Source organism: Crenobacter intestini, from assembly GCF_004919095.1.
In the GTDB taxonomy this organism is placed as follows: Bacteria; Pseudomonadota; Gammaproteobacteria; order Burkholderiales; family Chromobacteriaceae; genus Craterilacuibacter; species Craterilacuibacter intestini.
Window position 1 is genome coordinate 89,685 of sequence record NZ_STGJ01000002.1, and the last position, 18,617, is coordinate 108,301.

Consider the following 18,617-nt stretch of genomic DNA (forward strand, 5'->3'; position numbering starts at 1 on the left):
CGAACAAAAAGGGGATAACGTGCTGTTATGGTTGGCTGACTGGCTGGGCGAATATGTCCGGGCCTTCAATGTATTCAACTACGTGACGCTGCGCGCGGTGATGGCGGCGCTGACTTCGCTCGCCATCGCGCTGTTCCTCGGCCCGTGGGTGATCCGCAAGCTGACCGCGCTGAAGGTCGGCCAGGCGGTGCGCACCGACGGCCCGCAGACCCACCTCATCAAGTCCGGCACGCCGACCATGGGCGGTACGCTGATCCTGCTCGCGATAGGCATCACCACCTTGCTGTGGGCCGACCTGTCCAACAAGTACGTGTGGCTGTTGCTGGCGGTGACCTTCGGCACCGGCGCGCTCGGCTTCTACGATGACTGGCGCAAGGTCGTCTACAAGGACCCGAAGGGCGTGTCGGCTCGCTTCAAGATGGTGTGGCAGTCGACCATCGCGATCGGCGCCGGGGTGTTCCTGATCACCACCGCGCAACTGCCGGCGACCACCACCTTCATCATCCCCTTCTTCAAGCATGTCGCGTACCCGCTGGGCGCGATCGGCTTTTGCGTGCTGACCTACTTCGTGATCGTCGGCACCAGCAACGCGGTCAACCTGACCGACGGCCTGGACGGCCTGGCCGCGATGCCGGTGGTGCTGGTCGCGGGCGCGCTGGCGATCTTCGGCTATGTCGCTGGCCACGCGGTGTTCGCCAAGTACCTGGGCCTGCCCTTCGTGCCGGGGGCGCACGAGGTCGTCGTGTTCTGCGCGGCGCTGTGCGGCGCCTGCCTGGGCTTCTTGTGGTTCAACGCCTACCCGGCGCAGGTGTTCATGGGCGACGTGGGCGCGCTGGCGCTGGGCGCCGCGCTCGGCACCGTTGCCGTGATCGTGCGCCAGGAAGTGGTGCTCTTCATCATGGGCGGCCTGTTTGTGATGGAGGCGCTGTCGGTGATGATCCAGGTCGCGTCGTTCAAGCTGACCGGCAAGCGGGTGTTCCGCATGGCTCCCCTGCACCACCACTACGAACTGAAGGGCTGGAAGGAGACGCAGGTGGTCGTGCGCTTCTGGATCGTCACCATGATGCTGGTGCTCGCCGGCCTCTCCACGCTGAAGCTGAGGTAAGCCCATGTTGCGCGATCGTCACGTCGTCGTCGTCGGACTGGGGGATTCCGGCCTGTCCGCCGCGCGCCATTGCGCGCGCATGGGCGCGCGGGTGACCGTCGCCGACAGCCGCGAGGCGCCGCCGCAGCGTGCCGCGCTTAAGGCCACGCTGCCCGGCGTCGGCCTGCGCCTGGGCGCCTTCTCGGCGGCGACCTTCGCTGACGCCGACATGGTGGTGATGAGCCCCGGCGTCTCCAGCCGCCATCCAGCGATCGCCGCCTACCAGGCGGCCGGCGGCGAGGTGGTGGGCGATGTCGAACTGTGGGCGCGCGCGGTCAAGGATAGCGGCGCGAAGGTGGTCGCGATCACCGGCTCCAACGGCAAGACCACGGTCACCAGCCTGGTCGGCCACCTCTGTGCAGCTGCCGGCCTCGACACCGTCGTCGCCGGCAATATCGGCCTGCCGGTGCTCGACGCGCTGGCCGAGCGGCAGGGCCGTGCGCCGGACGTCTGGGTGCTCGAACTCTCCAGCTTCCAGCTGGAGACGACGCAGAGCCTCGCGGCCGACGCGGCGACCGTGCTCAATATTTCCGAGGACCACCTCGACCGTTACCACGACCTGCTCGACTACGCGCACAGCAAGACCGCGGTGTTCGCAGGGCAAGGCGTGCAGGTGCTCAACCGCGACGACGTGTTCTGCCGCGCGATGCGCCGCGAGGGGCGTGCCGTCGCCTGGTTCTCGCTTAAGGATGCGCTCGCCGACTACTCGCTTTGCCTGCATGAAGGACGCCACTGGCTGTGCGCGGGCGGCAAGCCGCTGCTCGACTTTGCCGACATGCAGCTCACCGGCCTGCACAACGCAGCCAACGCACTGGCTGCGCTGGCGCTGTGCGAAGCGGCGGGCATCGCGCGCGGCGCGCTGCTCGCCGGCCTCGCCACCTTCCGCGGCCTCGCACACCGCGTCGAGAAGATCGCCGAGGTGGCCGGGGTCACCTACATCGACGACTCCAAAGGCACCAACGTCGGCGCGACCGAGGCCGCGCTGCACGGCATGACGCAGCCGGTGGTGCTGATCGCCGGCGGCGACGGCAAGGGGCAGGACTTCGCGCCGCTCTCGGCCGCCGTTGCGCGCATCTGCCGTGCGGTGGTGCTGATCGGCCGCGACGCGCCGACGATCCGTGCGGCGCTCGCCGGCGCCGGCGTCGAGCTGGTCGACGCGCCGACGCTGGAAGACGCGACACGCGAAGCGGCAGCACGCGCGGTGGCGGGGGACATCGTGCTGTTGTCGCCCGCCTGCGCGAGCCTCGACATGTTCCGCAACTACGCGCACCGTGCCGAAGTGTTCATCGGCGCGGTCAAGGTGCTGCAGGAGACGCGGGGATGATGGCTGCCAGCGCGCGCGACTACGCGCCGATCACCGTGCTCGACGAGGCCCTGCTGTGGGCGGTCGCACTGTTGCTGTCGGTCAGCGTGGTGATGGTCTATTCAGCGTCGATCACGTACGCCGAGGCCGACGCCGCGACGCAGAGCAAGACTTTCTACCTGCTGCGCCACCTGGTGTTCATCGTCGTCGCGCTGGCAGCGGGCTTCATCACCTTCCAGATCCCGCTGGCGTTCTGGCAGAAGAACGCCAGCAAGTTCTTCATGCTGGCGCTGATCTTGCTCGTCCTGGTGCTGATCCCGGGCATCGGCCGCGTGGTCAACGGTTCGCGGCGCTGGATCAATCTGGTGGTGATCAACTTCCAGCCGTCCGAACTGATGAAGCTCGCGGCGGTGATCTACGTGTCCGACTACACGGTGCGCAAGGTGCTCAAGCTGCACAGCATCAGCGAGGGCTTCCTGCCGATGCTGGCGGTGATGCTGACGGTGTCCGGCCTGCTGCTGCTCGAACCGGACTTCGGCGCGCTGATGGTGGTGATGTCGATCTCGATGGCGATCCTGTTCCTCGCCGGCATCCCGATGCGCATCTTCGGCGGCATGGCAGCGATGGCGGTGGCGGCGGTGGTGTCGATGATCGTGCTCTCGCCGTACCGCCTGAAAAGGGTGCTCGGCTTTCTCGACCCGTGGGACGACCCGTACGGCAAGGGCTACCAGCTAAGCCACAGCCTGATCGCGTTCGGCCGCGGCGAATGGTTCGGCGTCGGCCTGGGCGCCAGCGTCGAGAAACTGTTCTACCTGCCGGAGGCGCACACCGACTTCATCATGGCGGTGATCGCCGAGGAGTTCGGCTTTGTCGGCATCTGCGTGCTGATCGGCCTGTACGGCTGGATCGTGCGCCGTGCCTTCCATATCGGCATGGAAGCGAAGAAGCTGGAGCGCTACTACGCGTCGCTGGTCGCGCAGGGCATCGGCGTATGGCTGGGCATCCAGACCTTCTTCAATATCGGCGTGAACATGGGTTTGCTGCCGACCAAGGGGCTGACGCTGCCGCTGATGTCGTTCGGCGGCTCGGCGATGGTGATGAATATGGTCGCGCTCGCGGTGCTGTTGCGGGTCGACTACGAGAACCGGCGCGTGATGCGCGGCTACAAGGTGTAGCCGGGCGCCGCATGATGTAACGAGACAGGAACGGGTAACAGGATGGCAGCAAGGACAGTCATGGTGATGGCCGGCGGCACCGGGGGGCATATCTTCCCGGCGCTGGCCGTCGCGCGTGACCTCGAGGCGCGCGGCTGGAAGGTGGTCTGGCTGGGCGCCGAAGGCGGCATGGAGACGCGGCTGGTGCCGCAGCACGGTTTCCAGATTGAGACGATCCCGATGCGCGGCATGCGCGGCAACGGGCTGCGCCGCTGGCTGAGCCTGCCCTTCATGCTGGCCTCCGCCTTCGCCGGCGCCGCCCGCGTAGTGTTCCGCCACCGCCCGGACGTCGCGGTCGGCTTCGGCGGCTACACCGGCTTCCCCGGCGGGGTGATGGCGCGGCTGTGCCTGAAGCCTTTGGTGATCCACGAACAGAACTCGGTCGCCGGGCTGACCAACCGCCTGCTCTCGCGCGTCGCCTCGCGCACGCTGTTCGCCTTCCCCGGCGCGTTCGCGGGGAAAGAGGGCCTGGTCGGCAACCCGGTGCGCGCCGAGATCGCCGCTGTGGCGCCGCCGGCGGCGCGTTTCGCCGGCCGCAGCGGCCCCTTGCGTGTGCTGGTGGTCGGCGGCTCGCTCGGCGCCAAGGTGTTCAACGACACCGTGCCGGCGGCGCTCGCGCGGCTGCCACAAGACGCGCGGCCGCGGGTAGTCCACCAGGCCGGCGTGAAACAGATCGACGCCTTGCGCGACAATTACGCGCGGGAAGGGGTGACGGCCGATTGCCGCGCGTTCATCGACGACATGGCCGCCGAATACGCGGCAGCCGATATCGTGCTGTGCCGTGCGGGCGCGCTGACTGTCGCCGAACTGGCGGCGGCCGGCGCGGCGAGCGTGCTGGTGCCGTACCCGCACGCGGTCGACGACCACCAGACGGGCAACGCGCGCTTCTTGGCGGATGCAGGCGCAGCGCGCCTGCTGCCGCAGGGCGAGCTGGACGCCGAGGCGCTGGCCGCGCTTTTCGCGTCGCTGACGCGCGAGGACTGCCTCCAGATGGCCGAACGTGCGCGCGCCCTGGCGATCGCCGACGCCGCGCACCGGGTGGCCGACGTCTGCGCGGAACTCGCCCGCGACTGAACACATTAGAAAGAGCTTCATGAAGAACAGGGTCAAACACATCCATTTCGTCGGCATCGGTGGTGTCGGCATGTGCGGCATCGCCGAGGTGCTGCTCAACCTCGGCTACCAAGTGTCGGGTTCCGACATGGCCGACAACGCGGCGACTAAGCGGCTGACCGCGCAGGGCGCGCGCATCTTCTTCGGCCACGACGCAACCTATATGGAAGGCGCCGACGTGGTGGTGACCTCGACCGCGGTCAAGGCGGACAACCCGGAAGTCGCCGCCGCGCGTGCGCGCCACATCCCGGTGATCCCGCGTGCGCTGATGCTCGCCGAGCTGATGCGCTTCAAGCAGGGCATCGCGATCGCCGGCACCCACGGCAAGACCACCACCACCAGCCTGACCGCGTCCATCCTCGGCGCGGCCGGCCTCGACCCGACCTTCGTGATCGGCGGCAAGCTGACCGCGGCCGGCACCAACGCGCGCCTGGGGAGCGGCGAGTACCTGGTCGCCGAGGCCGACGAGTCGGACGCGTCCTTCCTGTACCTGACGCCGGTGATGGCGGTGGTGACCAATATCGACGCCGACCACATGGACACCTACGACCACAGCTTCGACAAGCTCAAGCAGGCTTTCGTCGACTTCCTGGCGCGCCTGCCGTTCTACGGCCGCGCGGTGCTGTGCGTCGACGACGCGCATGTGCGCGAGATCCTGCCGCGGGTGACGCGGCCGGTGACCACCTATGGCATCGACCGCGAGGACGCCGACGTGCGCGCGCTGAACGTGCGCGCCGACGGCACCCGCATGTGCTTCGACGTGTCGGTGAAGGGCGGCGCGGCTTTCCCCGTGGTTCTGAATACGCCGGGGCGGCACAACGTGCTGAACGCGCTCTCCGCGATCACCATCGGCCTCGAGTGCGGCGCTTCGGTCGAGGCGATCCAGCAGGGCCTGTCCGAATTTGCCGGCGTCGGCCGCCGCTTCCAGCGCTACGGCGAGCTGCCGGCCGCGGGCGGCGGGCAGTACACGGTGATCGACGACTACGGCCACCACCCGGTCGAGATGGCGGCGACGCTGTCAGCGATCCGCGCGGCCTTCCCCGGCCGGCGCCTGGTGCTGGCGTTCCAGCCGCACCGCTACTCGCGCACCCGCGACCTGTTCGAGGACTTCGCGCATGTGCTCACCGGTGTCGACGCCTTGCTGCTCGCCGAAGTCTACGCGGCGGGCGAGGCACCGATCGTCGCCGCCGACGGCCGCGCGCTGGCACGCGCGGTGCGGGTGTCCGGCAAGGTCGAGCCGCTGTTCGTCGCCGACATCGCCGACATGCCGCAGACCATCGCCGACTTCGCGCGCGACGGCGACGTGGTCGTCACCATGGGTGCGGGGTCGATCGGCCAGGTGCCGGGCAAGCTGGTGGCCCGCGCCGCACAGTAATGAGGCTTACGCAGGCGAGCCTGGCCCCTGAGGGGGCCGCCTGCACAGGACATCCCGCCCACCCGGGCGGGAGATGGATGATTCGGGACAGAGACATGCAGCAGTTTGGCAAGGTAGCAGTAATGATGGGGGGCTCGTCCTCCGAACGAGAGGTTTCGCTGATGAGTGGCGCGGGCGTGCTCGCCGCGCTGCAAAGCAGCGGCGTCGACGCGCACGCGTTCGACCCGGCCGAGCGGCAGTTGTCGGCGCTGAAGGACGAGGGCTTCGCGAGGGTGTTCAACATCCTGCACGGCCCGTTCGGCGAGGACGGCACCCTGCAGGGCGCGCTCGAGGCGATGGGCATCCCGTACACCGGGTGCGGCGTGATGGCCTCCGCCATCTGCATGGACAAGTGGCGCACCAAGCTGTTGTGGAAGGGCGCGGACCTGCCGATCCCGGCGTTCGAGCTGTTGAGCGCGGACAGCGACTTCGACGCGATCGAGGCGAAGCTGGGCCTGCCGATCTTCGTGAAGCCGGCGACCGAGGGTTCGAGCATCGGCATCACCAAGGTGAAGGAAGCGGGCGGGCTGAAGGCCGCGTTCGAGGAAGCCAGCCGTTTCGACGACATCGTGCTGGCCGAGCAGTTTGTCGGCGGCGGCGAGTACACCTGCGCGGTGATCGGCGGCGAGGCGTACCCGACCATCAAGATCGAGCCGGCGACCGAGTACTACGACTACGACGCCAAGTACTTCCGCGACGACACGGTCTATCGTTGTCCGTCCGGGCTGGACGAAGAAACCGAGGCGCGCGCGCGCGCGCTGGCGGTGCAGGCGTTCCGCGTGCTTGGCTGCCGCGGCTGGGCGCGCATCGACTTTTTGATGGACGAGGCGGGCGGCATTTACCTCTTGGAGGCGAACACCAACCCGGGGATGACCAGCCACAGCCTGGTGCCGATGGCCGCCCGCGTGCAGGGGCTGTCGTACGAGGATCTGTGCGTGAAGATCCTCGAGTCGGTCCATGTGGGATAACCACAAGCTGCTGGGCGGCGTCGCCAGCGTGCTGCTCTGGGTGTCGGCGCTGCTCTTGGTCTGGGCCGGCGTGTTCTGGCTGATCCATTCGCCGCTGTTTCCGGTGAAGAAGATCAGCATCGAGGGGCGGATGGAACGGGTGACGCCGGTGCAGTTGCGCTACATCGCCGAGCACGAGTTGCGAGGCACGTTCTTTACGCTGGACATCGACGCGACCCGGCAGGCCTTCGGCAAGTTGCCGTGGGTGAAGGAAGCGCAGGTGAGGCGGCGCTGGCCCGACCAGCTCGACATCACGGTCAGCGAGCACAAGGCGCTGGCACGCTGGGGCGAGAACGGGCTGGTGTCGACCGAAGGGCAGTGGTTCGACGCCGCCAGCGACCAGAGCCTGCCGGTGCTGTCGGGGCCGGCCGGCAGCGAGGCGGAGATGGCGCGGGCGCTGGAGCGTTTCAAGGCCATCCTCGCGCCTGCGGGCCTAGCGCCGGTGCGGGTGGGGATGAACGAGCGGCGTGCGTGGCGGATCGGGTTGTCCAACGGCGTCGAGCTCGAACTGGGGCGTAGCGACGTGGACGCGCGGCTTGCGCGTTTTGCGCAGAGCTGGACGACGACGCTTGCCGCGTTGCCGTACCGGATCGAGACGGTCGATCTGCGTTACCCGAACGGATACGCCGTGCGGATGCCTGACTACAAGGCGCCGCCGGCACAATAGGACAGATAGCAGTCTTTTCGGAGCTTACAGGTGAGCAAACCCAAGGAAAGCAAGACCATGCTGGTCGGCCTCGATATCGGCACCTCGAAGATCGTCGCGATCGTCGCCGAGGTGCTCGACGAGGGCCGGCTCAACATCATCGGCATGGGGCAGACGGCGTCCAAAGGGCTGAAAAAGGGCATGGTGGTCAATATCGAATCCACCGTGCAGGCCATCCAGCGTGCGCTGGAAGAGGCCCAGCTGATGGCCGACTGCAAGATCCACGAGGTGTATACCGGCATCGCCGGCAGCCACATCAAGAGCGTGAACTCGCACGGCATGGTCGCGATCAAGGACCGCGAGGTCACGCAGATGGACATCGACCGCGTGATCGAGACCGCGCGCGCGGTGACCATCCCGCCGGACCACCAGGTGCTGCACATCCTGACCCAGGAATACAGCATCGACGGCCAGGACGGCGTGCGCGAGCCGCTGGGGATGAGCGGCGTGCGGCTGGAAGCGCGCGTGCACATCGTCACCGGCGCGGTGTCTGCCGCGCAGAACGTCGCCAAGTGCGTGCGCCGCTGCGGGCTCGAGGTGTCCGACCTCGTGCTGCAGCCGATGGCGTCGGCGATCGCCGTGCTGTCCGAGGACGAGAAGGACCTCGGCGTGTGCCTGATCGATATCGGCGGCGGCACCACCGACATCGCCGTCTACAGCAACGGCGCGATCCGCCATACCGCGGTGATCCCGATCGCCGGCGACCAGATCACCAACGACATCGCGATGGCGCTCAGGACGCCGACCAAGGAGGCCGAGGACATCAAGATCCACCACGGCGTCTGCCTGGTCGGCATGGCCGACCCCTCGCAGATGATCGAGGTGCCGGGTGTCGGCGAACGCGGCCCGCGCCAGATGGCGCGCTCGACGCTGGCCGAGGTGATCGAGCCGCGCGTCGAGGAGCTGTTCCAGCTGGTGCAGCAGGAACTGCGCCGCTCCGGCTTCGAGGACATGCTCTCGTCGGGCATCGTGCTCACCGGCGGCGCCAGCCTGATGCCGGGCATGGTCGAACTGGCCGAGGAAGTGTTCCACATGCCGGTGCGCGTCGGCGTGCCCAAGTATGTGGGCGGCCTGTCCGAGGTGGTGAAGAACCCGCGCTTCTCGACCGGTGTCGGCCTGCTGTTGTACGGCAAGGAGCAGGCGATGCTCACACGCGGCCCGATCAAGCTGGAGAACGCCGGCGTCGGCCAGTTGTTTGGCCGGATGAGAGCCTGGTTCGCCAATAGTTTCTGAGGCAGTCTCCCAGATTTTGTACGCTCATTTTTTACGAGGAGAGGAATATGAGCAATATGGTTTTTGAAGTGATGCAGGAGTCGGCGACCGACGCTGTCATCAAGGTGATCGGCGTCGGCGGCGGTGGCTGCAACGCGATCGACAACATGATCGACGGCAAGGTCAACGGCGTCGAGTTCATCTGCGCGAATACCGACGCGCAGACGCTCAAGCGCAACCGCGCGCCGCAGAAGCTGCAGCTGGGCCTGAGCCTGACCAAGGGCCTGGGCGCCGGCGCCAACCCGGAAGTCGGCCGCAGTGCCGCGCTGGAAGACCGCGAGCGCATCGCCGAGATGCTCAAGGGCGCCAATATGGTGTTCGTCACCGCCGGCATGGGCGGCGGCACCGGCACCGGCGCCGCACCGGTAGTTGCCGAGGTCGCACGCGAACTGGGCATCCTGACCGTGGGCGTGGTCACCCGTCCGTTCGAGCACGAAGGCCGCCGCATCAAGGTCGCGCAGCAGGGCATCGAAGACCTGAAGAAGCATGTCGACTCGCTGATCGTGATCCCGAACGACAAGCTGATGGAAGTGCTGGGTGAGGACGTGACCATGCGCGAGGCGTTCCGCGCGGCGGACGACGTGCTCAAGGGCGCGGTCGCCGGCATCGCCGAAGTGATCACCTGCCCGGGCTTCATCAACGTCGACTTCGCCGACGTGCGTACCGTGATGGGCGAGATGGGGCTGGCGATGATGGGCTCCTCGTTCGCGTCCGGCCTCGACCGCGCGCGCATCGCCGCCGAACAGGCGGTGGCGAGCCCGCTACTCGACAACATCACGCTGGACGGCGCACGCGGCGTGCTGATCAACATCTCGACCGCGCCGGGTTGCCTGAAGATGAGCGAGTACAAGGAGATCATGGCCATCGTCCGCCAGTACGCCGACGAGGACGCGCAGGTCAAGTTCGGTACCGCCGAAGTCGAGGATATGCCGGATGACATGATCCGCGTCACGCTGATCGCGACCGGCCTGGGCCAGAAGAAGGCGCAGCGCGAGGAGCGCCCGGAGTACATCAAGATCGTGAAGACCGGTACCGACGACTACGCGTACCAGCAGGAGGAAGACCCGCTCGCCAGCGTCGGCAAGCGCCGTACGCGCACGCCGACGTCGTCCGACTTCTCCAACCCGGAGGTCAGCGAGAGCTACGATATCCCGGCTTTCCTGCGTCGTCAGGCCGATTGATAGCGGCAGGCTATCGGAACGGGTGGAAGGTTCAATTTAGCCGGCGTCGGTCGCCGTGCTAGAATCCGCCCGTCCCAACCTGCCAGCAGAGGCCAACGATGATCCTGCAAAGAACGCTCGGCCAGCCGATCAGCGCCACCGGCGTCGGTCTGCACTCCGGCGAACGGGTGAGGCTTGCCCTTTACCCGGCGCCGGCCGATAGCGGGATCGTCTTCCGTCGCACCGACTTGCAACCCGCAGTCGACGTGCGTGCGGAGCCCTCGCTCGTCAACGACACGCGCCTCTCCTCGACGCTGGTGACCGACGCCGGCGTGCGTGTCGGGACGATCGAGCACCTGATGTCCGCCTTCGCTGGGCTGGGCATCGACAACCTGCTGGTTGAAGTGACCGCGGCGGAAATCCCGATCATGGACGGTTCCGCCGCGCCCTTCATCTACCTGCTGCAGGAGGCCGGCATTGCCGACCAGGACAAGCCCAAGCGCTTTATCCGGGTCAGGGAGCCGGTCGAAGTGGTCGAAGGCGACAAATGGGTGCGCCTCGACCCGCACGACGGCTTCACCGTCGAGCTGTCGATCGAGTTCAACCACCCCGCGTTCAACCGTGCGCCGCAGAAGGTGAAGATCGACTTCGCCGACCATTCCTACGTCGACGAGATCTCGCGCGCGCGCACCTTCGGCTTCATGCACGAGGTCGAGTACATGAAGAGCCAGGGGCTGGGGCTGGGCGGCAACCTAGGCAACGCGATCGTGATCGACGACGAGTACGTGCTCAACCCGGAAGGCCTGCGCTTCCCGGACGAATTCGTCCGTCACAAGATCCTCGACGCGATCGGCGACCTCTACATCGTCGGCCACCCGCTGATCGCCGCCTTCTCCGGCCACAAGTCCGGCCACGCGATGAACAACGCGCTGCTCAGGAAGCTGCTCGCCACGCCGTCGGCGTGGGAGTACGTGAGCTTCAAGGACCCGCTCGACGTCCCCTCCAGCTTCCACCGCCTGCCCGAGGTGCGCTGATGCTGTGGCTGCTGCGCCTGTGGGTCGTCGGCTTGATGCTGGTGTTTTGCTGGGCGCTGATCAGCTACGCCATCCGCCGCGACGCGGCGACCCTCGCGCGCGCCCGTGCGCTGTGGCGCGGCTCGCTCTTGGCCGGCGGCGTGCTGCTCACGCTGTGGCTGGCCATGCGCCTGTTGCGCTGACGTCTCCCCGAAGCCTGCCTTAGCCCGCCGCCTGTGCCTGCGTGGCCGCGCGCGCGCGCGCGTCGCCCGCCGCGCACAGCACGCCGGCGATGATCAGCGCGCCGCCGACAAGCTGCGAGGCGCCCATCGGCTCGCCGAGCAGGGCGGCGGCGAACAGCAGGGTGAACAGCGGCTCGCTGGTCGACAGCAGCGACGCGCGGCTGGCGCCGACCCGCGCCATGCCGGAGAGGAACAGCGCGGTCGCGACGACGGTGGAGACCAGCGCGAGCAGCAACACCCCCGCCCAGCCGGCCGCGCCCTGCGGCAGGGTCAGCGAGCCCGAGGCCATCAGCAGCGCGCCGTTGCTGACGGCGCCGGCACACATCACCACGGTGGTCGCCGCGAGCGGATGCACCCGCCACGCGTAGCGCCCGCCGACCACCACGTACACCGAATAGAACAGCGCCGAGCCGACGCCGAGCGCGAGCCCTGCCGCGTCGCCGCCGTAGCCGGCGCCGACGGTCACCGCGAGGCCGGCGAGCGACAGGATCAGCGCCACAATGCGGCGGCGGGTCAGCGCCTCGCCGAACAGGAGCGCCGAAATCGCCAGCACCAGCGCCGGGTAGAGGTAGAGCAGCAGCGAGACGGTGCCGGCGGGGACGGTCCTCAGCGCACCGAAGAAGCACAGCGACATGCCGGTGTAGCCGACGGCGCCCATCGCGGCGAGCGCGACCAGGGTGCGGCCGCGCGGCCACGCCAGGCGGGTCGTGCGCATCCACAGCACCAGCATCAGCGCGGCGAGCGCGAAGCGCAGGAAGACCATGCCGGCGCTGTCGACGCCGGCGTCGCGCGCGAGGCGGGCAAACACCGGGATGGCGCCGTAGCAGGCGCCGGCGAGGATGACGGCGAGGGTACCGGCAAGCGAGGGGGGCATGGTCGGAGCCGCGGGCAAAGCGTGCATGCTAGCCCGATTCATGCCAAAAGTATATCTACGGGTCAGCCCTGCTTGATCAGCTCGGCGACGGTCGTCTCGACGGAACGCCTGGGCGTGCCGCCGTCGCACAGCCGCTCGCGCAGCGCGTGGCGCACGCCGTCTTCGGCGCGGATCGGCCGCCATACCGGCTTGGCCGATTCGATCCAGCGCTGGCCGATGGTGTCGCCGAAGGCGTAGCTGCGCAGCGTGCGGTCGGCGCAGCGCATGCCTTCGCGGCTGATATTGGCGACGCCGCCGGGCGAGAGCACGCGCAGGGTGTAGCGCACCACGCCGTCCGCGCCGATCTCGAGTGCGCTGCTGTCGACCGACAGCCGGTTGCGCTCGGTGTTGCCGGCGGTGAAGTCGACCCAGCTGGGCGACGCCGGGTAGGCCGGCAGGGCGTTGGCCTGTTCGGCCCACGGCGTCTCGTCGTCGAAGGCGTTGGCGGTCGCGCGCTTGAAGTGGGCGTCGGCCCCGCCGGCGAAGGCGCCAGCGGCGGCGAGCGCCAGCAGGCTGGGAAGCAGTCTTCTAAACACTGGAAGTCCTCGGGATCGGTTCGAGATTGAGTCGGAATTCGCGCAGCTGGCCGCGGCCGCCGCCCGGCGTGCGGGCAAGTTCGCTAAGCGCGACACGGCCGCCGGCGCCGACGGTGAGCAGGGTGGACGCGCGGGTGCCGTAGTCGTAGCCGGCGATCAGCACCGGCGCGAGCAGCTTCTCGCGGGCGAGGCCGACGCCGGTATTCGGCAATTCGGCGACCGGCGGCACGCTGCGGTCGGACAGCCACTCGAACGCCACGGTGGCGGCAGGCGGCCGGGCCGCGGCGGACAGCTGGCCGGCGAGCAGCCGGCACTTGGGCCACGGGGTGTCCAGCGTCGCGTTGGAGAGGGTGTGCACGCCGGGGGTGAGCCTGGCGAGCGTGCCGCGCACGCTGTGGAAGTGGTAGAGGTCGCCGATGTCGCCGAACAGCAGGTTGAACGGCGCGTAGTCGGCGCGCTCGGCAGCCAGTTGCCGCGCGAAGGCCTGCGCGTCGTCGCGGCCCTCGACGAAGCGGCGCACCAGTTCGCCGCGCGAACGCGCGCCGGATTGGCGCAGCCCCTCGCGCACGTTGGTGACGGCGGCGAAGCGGCCGTGGCGGCTGATCGCGAGCCAGCTGCCGCCGCCTTCGAGGTCGCGCCCGCCGAGCACGTCGGGCGCGTCGTCCCACCAGGCGAGCGGGGCGCTGGCACGGGCGTGCAGCTCGTCACGGTTGGCGACGAGCACCAGCGGGCCGAGGCGGGGGGTCTTGTAGGCGAGGGCAATCACACACATGGGCGTGCGCATAAGGCGTAAAATGACGGCCCATTGTAACCGATAGACGCGGGTGTCCCATGCAGATCGCCAAAACGCTGGACCTGTCCGGCCTCAACTGTCCCTTGCCCATCCTGCGCGCGAAGAAGGGCCTGGCCGATATGGCGTCGGGCACGCTGCTCGAGGTGATCGCCACCGACCCGGGCGCGCCGCGCGATTTCGAGGCGTTCTGCCGGCAGACCGGCAACGCGCTCGAGGTGTCCGAGACGACCCCCGAGGGCAAGTTCCGGATGGTGCTGCGCCGCAAGTAAGCCACCGCTTTTCCCCTTCCTCACCGACCCAGACCGAGTCCATGCATACCCTGACCCTGATCCGCCCCGACGACTGGCACCTGCACCTGCGTGACGGCGACGCGCTCGCCGCCGTGCTGCCCGACACCTGCCGGCAGATGGGCCGCGCCATCATCATGCCGAACCTGAAGCCGCCGGTGACCACCACCGAGCAGGCCGCCGCGTACCGCGCACGCATCCTCGCCGCCCGCCCGGCGGGTTCCGCGTTCGAGCCCCTGATGACGCTGTACCTGACCGACCGCACCAGCGCCGACGAGATCCGCCGCGCCAAGGCGAGCGGTTTCGTGCACGGGGTCAAGCTGTACCCGGCCGGCGCGACGACCAACTCGGACGCCGGCGTCACCTCGATCGACAAGGCGATGCCGGCGCTGGAAGCGATGGCCGAGGTCGGCCTGCCGCTTCTGGTGCACGGCGAGGTGACCGACCCCGCGATCGACATCTTCGACCGGGAGGCGGTGTTCATCGAGCAGGTGTTTGAGCCCCTGATCGCCCGCCTGCCCGGCCTCAAGGTGGTGTTCGAGCACATCACCACGCGCCAGGCGGCCGAGTATGTCGCAGCAGCCCCGGCCAACGTCGGCGCGACGATCACCGCGCACCATCTGCTGATGAACCGCAACGCGCTGTTCGTCGGCGGCGTGCGCCCGCACCACTTCTGCCTGCCGGTGCTCAAGCGTGAGACGCACCGCGAGGCGCTGGTGAAGGCCGCGACCTCGGGCAGCCCGAAGTTCTTCCTCGGTACCGACAGCGCGCCGCACGCGCGCCACGCCAAGGAGTCCGCCTGCGGCTGCGCCGGCATGTACACCGCGCACGCGGCGATCGAGCTGTACGCCGAGGCCTTCGAGGCGGCCGGCGCGCTGGACAGGCTGGAGGCGTTCGCCTCGCTGAACGGGCCGGCGTTCTACGGCCTGCCGGCCAACGCGGACACGGTGACGCTGGTGCGTGAAGACTGGACGGTCGAGCCCGTGCTGCCGTTCGGCGACACCGAGCTCGTCCCGCTACGCGCCGGCGAGACCGTGCGCTGGAAGCTCGTGTAAGTAAGCAAAACCGGCAGGCGGCGTTCCGCCTGCCGCCACCCTTAGCCCTGCACGGCCTGGCGGACCTGTTCGATGCCGGCCGGGTCGTCGAGCGTGGTCAGGTCGCCCGGGTCGCGTCCCTCGGCCAGTGCCTGGATCGAGCGGCGCAGCACCTTGCCCGAGCGCGTCTTCGGCAACTGGTTGACGAAGAATACCCGCGCCGGGTTGGCGATCGCGCCGAGCGCCTGCGCGACGCGCGCGATGACTTCCTTCTCAAGCCGCTCACGGCTGTCCGGGTCGGCCAGTTGCGAGGGGTCGCGCACCACGGCGAACGCCTGCGGCACCTGCCCCTTCAAGGTGTCGCTGACGCCGACCACCGCCACCTCGGCGATCGCGCCGTGTCCGGCGACGGCCTCCTCGATCTCGCGGGTGCCCAGCCGGTGGCCGGCGACGTTGATCACGTCGTCGGTGCGCCCGAGGATGGTGTAGTAGCCGTCCTCGTCCTTGATCCCCCAGTCGAACGACGAATAGACCAGCCTGTCCTTGAACAGGCCGAAGTAGGTCGACACGAAGCGTCCGTCCTGCCCCCACACCGTGCTCATGCAGCCTGGCGGCAAGGGCGGCAGCACGCCGATCACGCCCTTCTGGCCGGGGCCGACTTCCTCGCCGGTGGCCTCGTCGAACAGGCGCACGTCGTAGCCGTAGACCGGCAGGCCGGGCGAGCCGACCTTCACCGGCAGGTCCTCGACGCCGCGGCAGACGGTCAGCATCGGCCAGCCGGTCTCGGTCTGCCAGTAGTTGTCGATCACCGGTACGCCCAGTTCGCCGGCGATCCAGCTGGCGGTCGGCTCGTCCAGCGGCTCGCCGGCCATGAAGAGCGCACGCAGGCTCTTGAGGTCGTATTTCTTCAGCCACACCGGGTCCTGCTTTTTCAGCACGCGCAGCGCGGTCGGCGCCGAGAACATCACCGTCACCCGGTATTTCTCGACCAGCGACCACCAGACGCCGGCGTCCGGCCGGGTCGGCAGCCCTTCGTACATCAGTGTCGCCATGCCGTTGATCAGCGGCGCGTACACGATGTAGCTGTGGCCGACCACCCAGCCGATGTCGGACGTCGAGAAGAAGGTCTCGCCCGGGCGGCCGCCGTAGATGTATTCCATGGTCGATGCGAGCGCGACTGCGTAGCCGCCGGTGTCGCGCTGCACGCCCTTGGGTTTGCCGGTGGTGCCCGAGGTGTACAGGATGTAGCTCGGGTGGTTCGACTCGACCCAGGCCACGCAGGCGCGCGCGTCCTGCATGCGCTCGCGCAGTTCGGCGTAGTCGAGGTCGCGGCCGGGCTTCATCATCGGCGGCTCGGCGACGCCGCGGTTGACGACGATCACCCGCGCGGGCGCCGCGTCGCCGGCGAGCGACAGCGCCTCGTCGACCAGCGGCTTGTACGCGATCACCTTGCCGCCGCGCAGCCCCGCGTCGGCGGTGACCATCACCTTCGGGCGCGCGTCCTCGATGCGCGTGGCGAGGCTGTGCGAGGCGAAGCCGCCGAACACCACCGAATGGACCGCGCCCAGCCGCACGGTCGCCAGCATCGCGAACACCGCCTCGGGGATCATCGGCATGTAGATCAGCACGCGGTCGCCGCGGCCGACGCCCTGGGCTTCGAGGATGGCCGCGAAGCGGGCGACCTCTTCGTACAGTTCGCGGTAGCTGTAAGTCCGCTCGCTGCCGGTCTCGGTCGAGACGTGGATCAGCGCGGCCTGCTCGCCGCGCTCGGCCAGATGGCGGTCGACGGCGTTGTAGCAGAGGTTGGTCTCGCCGCCGACGAACCAGTCGCGGAAGGGCGGCTGGTCGTAAGCGAGCGCCTGCGTGAACGGCTTGTGCCAGTGGATGCGTCCGGCCTCGCGCGTCCAGAAGGCGGCGGGGTCGGCAACGGACGCGGCGTGGAAGTCGCGGTAGCTGTGGTGGGGCATGTGTTCTCCTTTGTTGTCGTGCCGCCTGCCGGCAGTCTTGTGTGAACCAAGCATGTGCTTGTCCGACAAAATAAACTTTGCATGCCGTCAGGGTCAATTCGCGGCGCATCGCTAGCGTGGACAAGCGGCCGGCGCGTTGTACAAAAGAGATTCCAGCACAGCCCAAACGGCTGGCACGTGTCCGCCAAGCTGCGTTAATCTGTCGCACATCATGGCAAACAGCACGGTCCCGGATATGGATATCAAAGAGTACATGCAGGCGGTGGGGCAGGCGGCGCGGCGCGCCAGCCGTGCGACGGCGCGCGCCGACTCCCGCCAGAAAAACGCGGCACTGATGGCGATGGCCGACGCGATCGAACGCGACGCGGACAAGCTTGTCGCGGCCAACCGCCGCGACCTCGAGCAGGCGGTCGCCGAAGGCCTGGCGCCGGCGATGCTCGACCGCCTGACGCTGAACCCGCAGACCGTCGCGGGCATGGCCGAGGGCCTGCGCCAGATGGCGGCGCTGCCCGACCCGGTCGGCGAGATGGACGACTTCAGCTATCGCCCGTCCGGCATCCAGCTGGGCAAGATGCGGGTGCCGCTGGGCGTGATCGGCATCATCTACGAGGCGCGGCCGAACGTGACCGCCGACGCGGCCGGGCTGTGCCTGAAGGCCGGCAACGCGGCGATCCTGCGCGGCGGCTCCGAGGCGTTCCACAGCAACCAGGCGATCGCCGCCTGCGTCGCCGAGGGCCTGGCCGCGGCCGGCCTGCCGGCCGACGCGGTGCAGGTGCTCGCGACCACCGACCGTGCGGCGGTCGGCGCACTGATCACCATGCCCGAGTACGTCGACGTGATCGTTCCGCGCGGCGGCAAGGGGCTGATCGCCCGCGTCAGCGCCGAGGCGCGGGTGCCGGTGATCAAGCACCTGGACGGCAACTGCCACACCTTCGTCGACGCGCACGCGGACCTTACGATGGCGCTCAAGGTGTGCGACAACGCGAAGACCCAGCGTTACGGTACCTGCAACACCATGGAGACCCTGCTGGTGCACGAGGCGGTCGCCGCCGGCTTCCTGCCGGCGATGTGCGCGGTGTATCTGGAGAAGGGGGTCGAACTGCGCGGCTGCCCGACGACGCGCGAACTGGTCGGCGACGCGCGGGTGCGCGTGGCGACCGAGGAAGACTGGGACACCGAGTACGCGGCACCGATCCTGGCGATCCGCGTGGTCGACGGCCTGGACGAGGCGATCGACCATATCAACACGCACGGCAGCCACCATACCGACGCGATCATCACCGGCGACTACGCGAATGCGCGACGTTTCCTGCGCGAGGTCGATTCAAGTTCGGTGATGGTCAACGCGAGTAGCCGGTTTGCCGACGGCTTCGAGTACGGGCTGGGCGCCGAGATCGGCATCTCGACCGACAAGATCCACGCGCGCGGGCCGGTCGGCCTGGAAGGGCTGACCAGCCAGAAGTGGGTGGTGCTCGGCGACGGCCAGGTACGCGGCTGAT

Annotated in this window: 18 protein-coding genes; 14 read left to right on the forward strand and 4 right to left on the reverse strand. The window is 68.6% G+C overall.

The window, feature by feature from the left end; translation table 11 throughout:
- Window positions 1–19: 19 nt before the first annotated feature.
- The 11 genes from mraY (at window position 20) to E5K04_RS02975 (ending at window position 11,549) form a co-directional block, all read left to right on the forward strand.
- Window positions 20–1,105: a phospho-N-acetylmuramoyl-pentapeptide-transferase gene (mraY, locus tag E5K04_RS02925; RefSeq protein WP_136551419.1), complete on the forward strand. Its 1,086-nt coding sequence runs from the start codon at window positions 20–22 to the stop codon at window positions 1,103–1,105.
- 4 nt (window positions 1,106–1,109) lie between these two features.
- Window positions 1,110–2,468: a UDP-N-acetylmuramoyl-L-alanine--D-glutamate ligase gene (gene murD, locus E5K04_RS02930; protein WP_136551420.1), complete on the forward strand. Its 1,359-nt coding sequence runs from the start codon at window positions 1,110–1,112 to the stop codon at window positions 2,466–2,468.
- Window positions 2,465–3,622, forward strand: a complete 1,158-nt coding sequence (gene ftsW / locus E5K04_RS02935; protein ID WP_136551421.1) for a putative lipid II flippase FtsW — start codon at window positions 2,465–2,467, stop codon at window positions 3,620–3,622. The genes murD and ftsW overlap by 4 nt, the downstream gene beginning before the upstream one ends.
- A 42-nt stretch (window positions 3,623–3,664) precedes the next feature.
- A complete protein-coding gene (gene murG / locus E5K04_RS02940; protein ID WP_235844234.1) occupies window positions 3,665–4,735 on the forward strand; it encodes an undecaprenyldiphospho-muramoylpentapeptide beta-N-acetylglucosaminyltransferase in 1,071 nt (356 codons plus the stop codon).
- 19 nt (window positions 4,736–4,754) lie between these two features.
- Window positions 4,755–6,149 carry a UDP-N-acetylmuramate--L-alanine ligase gene (murC, locus tag E5K04_RS02945; protein ID WP_136551422.1) on the forward strand — a complete coding sequence of 465 codons (1,395 nt, stop codon included), beginning with the start codon at window positions 4,755–4,757 and terminating at the stop codon, window positions 6,147–6,149.
- Window positions 6,150–6,244: 95 nt separating this feature from the next.
- The gene (locus E5K04_RS02950; RefSeq protein ID WP_136551423.1) at window positions 6,245–7,156 is read left to right on the forward strand and encodes a D-alanine--D-alanine ligase; all 912 of its coding nucleotides are present in this window, start codon (window positions 6,245–6,247) and stop codon (window positions 7,154–7,156) included.
- Window positions 7,146–7,862 (forward strand): cell division protein FtsQ/DivIB, encoded by a 717-nt coding sequence (locus E5K04_RS02955; RefSeq protein ID WP_136551424.1) that lies wholly within the window; start codon window positions 7,146–7,148, stop codon window positions 7,860–7,862. The genes E5K04_RS02950 and E5K04_RS02955 overlap by 11 nt, the downstream gene beginning before the upstream one ends.
- Window positions 7,863–7,919: 57 nt before the next feature.
- Window positions 7,920–9,134, forward strand: a complete 1,215-nt coding sequence (gene ftsA / locus E5K04_RS02960; RefSeq protein ID WP_203525577.1) for a cell division protein FtsA — start codon at window positions 7,920–7,922, stop codon at window positions 9,132–9,134.
- A 47-nt stretch (window positions 9,135–9,181) separates the two neighbouring features.
- Window positions 9,182–10,354: a cell division protein FtsZ gene (gene ftsZ, locus E5K04_RS02965; RefSeq protein WP_136551426.1), complete on the forward strand. Its 1,173-nt coding sequence runs from the start codon at window positions 9,182–9,184 to the stop codon at window positions 10,352–10,354.
- A 101-nt stretch (window positions 10,355–10,455) separates the two neighbouring features.
- Window positions 10,456–11,367, forward strand: coding sequence for a UDP-3-O-acyl-N-acetylglucosamine deacetylase (gene lpxC, locus E5K04_RS02970; RefSeq protein WP_168929148.1), 912 nt, complete (start codon window positions 10,456–10,458; stop codon window positions 11,365–11,367).
- Entirely contained in the window at window positions 11,367–11,549 is a 183-nt protein-coding gene (locus E5K04_RS02975; RefSeq protein WP_136551428.1) for a hypothetical protein, read from the forward strand. The genes lpxC and E5K04_RS02975 overlap by 1 nt, the downstream gene beginning before the upstream one ends.
- A 19-nt stretch (window positions 11,550–11,568) precedes the next feature.
- Here E5K04_RS02975 and E5K04_RS02980 read toward each other — a convergent pair whose 3' ends face one another.
- From E5K04_RS02980 to E5K04_RS02990, 3 genes are all read right to left on the reverse strand, one after another.
- A complete protein-coding gene (locus tag E5K04_RS02980; protein ID WP_136551429.1) occupies window positions 11,569–12,462 on the reverse strand; it encodes a DMT family transporter in 894 nt (297 codons plus the stop codon).
- Between the two features lie 62 nt (window positions 12,463–12,524).
- Entirely contained in the window at window positions 12,525–13,037 is a 513-nt protein-coding gene (locus E5K04_RS02985) for a CNP1-like family protein (protein WP_168929138.1), read from the reverse strand.
- Window positions 13,030–13,809, reverse strand: a complete 780-nt coding sequence (locus E5K04_RS02990) for an NRDE family protein (protein WP_136551431.1) — start codon at window positions 13,807–13,809, stop codon at window positions 13,030–13,032. The genes E5K04_RS02985 and E5K04_RS02990 overlap by 8 nt, the downstream gene beginning before the upstream one ends.
- A gap of 59 nt (window positions 13,810–13,868) precedes the next feature.
- On the opposite strand from E5K04_RS02990, the gene E5K04_RS02995 reads away from it, so the two are divergent.
- Entirely contained in the window at window positions 13,869–14,099 is a 231-nt protein-coding gene (locus tag E5K04_RS02995; protein WP_136551432.1) for a sulfurtransferase TusA family protein, read from the forward strand.
- Between the two features lie 41 nt (window positions 14,100–14,140).
- Window positions 14,141–15,172, forward strand: coding sequence for a dihydroorotase (gene pyrC, locus E5K04_RS03000; protein WP_136551433.1), 1,032 nt, complete (start codon window positions 14,141–14,143; stop codon window positions 15,170–15,172).
- A 41-nt stretch (window positions 15,173–15,213) separates the two neighbouring features.
- On the opposite strand, the gene E5K04_RS03005 is transcribed toward pyrC, so the two are convergent.
- Window positions 15,214–17,118 carry a propionate--CoA ligase gene (locus tag E5K04_RS03005; protein ID WP_136551434.1) on the reverse strand — a complete coding sequence of 635 codons (1,905 nt, stop codon included), beginning with the start codon at window positions 17,116–17,118 and terminating at the stop codon, window positions 15,214–15,216.
- Between the two features lie 235 nt (window positions 17,119–17,353).
- Here E5K04_RS03005 and E5K04_RS03010 point away from each other — a divergent pair, with 235 nt between their 5' ends.
- Entirely contained in the window at window positions 17,354–18,616 is a 1,263-nt protein-coding gene (locus E5K04_RS03010; protein WP_136551435.1) for a glutamate-5-semialdehyde dehydrogenase, read from the forward strand.
- The last annotated feature ends 1 nt before the right edge of the window (window position 18,617 follow it).